Here is a 2,768-nt window from a genome sequence, read left to right on the forward strand (position 1 = left end):
AGACGAGGTGTGGACCTTTGTCAGGCGGCGCAAAGAGTGCAAGCGCTGGCTTTTCTACGCCTACGCGCCGGAAACAGACGAGGTGCTGGCCTGGAGTTGGGGAAATCGCAGCCAGCACACAGTCGCAAAGCTATACAAGCAGCTGCAGGCGCTGGAAATCGGCAGGTTCTGCACTGATGACTTGCCGGCTTTCACCAAAGTGCTGCCGGAGGAAAAGCACATGATTGGAAAGGTAAACACCAGGAACATTGAAGGGGTGAACCTGTGCCTGAGAACAAGAAACAGAAGATTGGTCAGAAAAACAGCCTGCTTCTCTAAAAAAGAGCAGAATCACTANTATAGGTGTTTAGCTTCTAATGCAGCAGGCACCTGTTTGGGTGCCGCTGCTTTTTTTATATGACATACCACAACCACGAGCGGGCGCTGGAGCAGGCAGTGCTCAGCAGGGCAGACTTTGGCGATGATTTTATATGGGGCGCCTCCACGGCTGCTTACCAGATTGAGGGAGCACACGAGGCGGGAGGCAAAGGGCTTTCTATCTGGGATGTGTTTTCAGGAAAAAAAGGCAAGGTAAAGCAAAACCAGAATGGCAACCACGCCTGTGACTTCTTTAACCGTTATCCTGACGACCTGGCGCTGGTACAGGCACTGGCCATCCCCAACTTTCGCTTCTCTCTTTCCTGGCCACGCCTGCTGCCTGAAGGCCAGGGTCGGGTAAACAAGGCGGGCGCGGATTACTACAGCCGCCTGATAGACCACTGCCTGGAGTTGAACATCACCCCCTGGGTTACGCTCTACCATTGGGACCTGCCACACGCGCTGGAGAAGAAGGGCGGCTGGGTTAACCGCGATGTTGTGGGGTGGTTTCAGGAGTACGTGGCACTGTGTATGAAGCTTTTTGGCGACAGGGTGAAGCACTGGATGGTGCTCAACGAGCCCATGGTATTTACCGGCGCAGGTTATTTTCTGGGGGTGCACGCGCCAGGCCGCCGGGGTTTTGGTTCCTTTATTCCTGCTGTGCATCACGCCGCTTTGTGCCAGGCGGAGGGCGGCAGAATTATAAAAGAATTCTTTCCGGAGGCGGAGGTAGGTACTACCTTTTCATGCTCTCATATAGAACCGCTTTGGCCGCTGGAGAAAGATATGAAAGCCGCCAAACGTGTGGATGCCCTCCTGAACAGGCTTTTCGTGGAGCCGTCGCTGGGCCTGGGCTATCCTCTGGACGACCTGAAATTCATGCGCCGCATCGAAAAGTACATGCAGCCTGGAGACGAAGAAAAGCTGAAATTTGATTATGACTTTGTCGGCATCCAGAACTATACCCGTGAAGTAGTGAAACATGCTTTCTGGACACCCTTTATGCAAGCCGTCCTCGTGTCTCCTAAAAAAAGAGGTGTGCCTTATACCCTGATGAATTGGGAGATATACCCGGAAGCCATATACCACATGCTTCAGAAGTTTAGCTGTTATAAGGGCATCAAAAAAATTATTGTCACGGAGAACGGAGCCGCTTTTGAAGACCGGTTGCAGGACGGTCAGGTGCATGACCCGGAGCGGGTGGATTTCCTGCAGCGCTACCTGGCGCAGGTGCATAGGGCTATGCAGGAGGGGGCTAAGGTGCAGGGGTATTTTGTTTGGTCGCTGGTAGATAATTTTGAGTGGGCCGAGGGCTATGATCCCCGTTTCGGCCTTGTGCACGTAGACTTTGCCACCCAGCAGCGCACTGTAAAGTCGTCGGGCTACTGGTACCGGGACTTTTTAAGAGGAAACACCTGAGGAAGAGGATAACAGCTTTTTAATCTTCTATTTTCACCCCTATGCTGTAGGCAACATAACGGCCCCATCCTTTCGTGCTATTCGTTTTTTCTATCGTTATTCCTCCGCCTGTGGCATAGTTTACCAGAAAAGGATATAAATCCCGGAGCTTCTTCGGGTAAGTTTCAACTTTATCAAAGTCAGCATCCATTCGGTAGAGCAGGTAGTCACTGTCGTCTGCTTTTCGTTTTAAAGTAGCATGTGTCACCAGTACCTTGGCAATTTTTTGGGTAGTGGTATCTATGTGCACATACAGGAATATTCTGCCATATACATCTTCCGCTAACAAACTGTCGGGCAGGCTGGCTGGGGTGGGGCTTACGGAATATGGTTCGAAGCGGCAGCCAATTAGCTCCTCGCCAGGCGCTGCAGTGGTGTCCTGAGCAATTCCTGCAGATTGGATCGCAAGCAGTGTAGATAACAAGTAGAAGCAGCTTTTCCATGTGATGAGGAAGGGTTTTAGGAAAGTTACTGCTCGCTCTCTTCTAAGACGGCTGTATAAGGCTTCAGGTTGAAGGGTTGGGCTGTATAAGGCTAGCTTAAGCTGGTGCTAACACTGTTGTAGCAGTGGAACGTGTTCCTCCTTCTCCCATCTAAGCCATTTCCGGACTTTTTTGAAATACCATGCAAAGGGCAACTAAGTGCCTGTCAGAGAACGTCTCATAGCACCATTGCCTGAACTGCCACAGTTCCTCCCGCTCAATTACTTTCAGGCCTTTCCTGAGTTCTTTTTCGAATAGCATGTTGTCAAAGCTTACCTTCAATAGAATTGTCTTGACGTACTCCAGCATGATGTTGAGTTTATGATGATTTTGTTTGTTCTGTAAAATTCAGGGTTGATATGCAGCTTTTAGGTCGTGTTGACAATTAATGAATGATTTTGTTTTACTGTTGTTTAAGTTTCAAAAAGCTTATGCGACGTTACGAAATCAGCGACTATGACTGGCAACGCC

General features: G+C 50.0%; 4 protein-coding genes. 2 read left to right on the forward strand and 2 right to left on the reverse strand.

Annotation, left to right across the window (positions count from 1 at the left end; genetic code table 11):
* Together ACYVB1_RS06635 and ACYVB1_RS06640 are read left to right on the forward strand one after the other, a co-directional pair.
* Nucleotides 1–400 (forward strand): IS1 family transposase (locus tag ACYVB1_RS06635; RefSeq protein WP_460921954.1); only part of this gene is annotated, 400 nt, incomplete at its 5' end.
* Nucleotides 397–1,776: a GH1 family beta-glucosidase gene (locus tag ACYVB1_RS06640; protein WP_460921956.1), complete on the forward strand. Its 1,380-nt coding sequence runs from the start codon at nt 397–399 to the stop codon at nt 1,774–1,776. The genes ACYVB1_RS06635 and ACYVB1_RS06640, both read left to right, overlap by 4 nt.
* Before the next feature lie 19 nt (nt 1,777–1,795).
* Here ACYVB1_RS06640 and ACYVB1_RS06645 read toward each other — a convergent pair whose 3' ends face one another.
* Together ACYVB1_RS06645 and ACYVB1_RS06650 are read right to left on the reverse strand one after the other, a co-directional pair.
* Nucleotides 1,796–2,239 (reverse strand): hypothetical protein, encoded by a 444-nt coding sequence (locus tag ACYVB1_RS06645; protein WP_460921958.1) that lies wholly within the window; start codon nt 2,237–2,239, stop codon nt 1,796–1,798.
* Nucleotides 2,240–2,408: 169 nt separating this feature from the next.
* Nucleotides 2,409–2,606: a hypothetical protein gene (locus ACYVB1_RS06650; RefSeq protein WP_460921960.1), complete on the reverse strand. Its 198-nt coding sequence runs from the start codon at nt 2,604–2,606 to the stop codon at nt 2,409–2,411.
* Between the last annotated feature and the right edge of the window lie 162 nt (nt 2,607–2,768).

Source organism: Pontibacter brevis, from assembly GCF_054779655.1.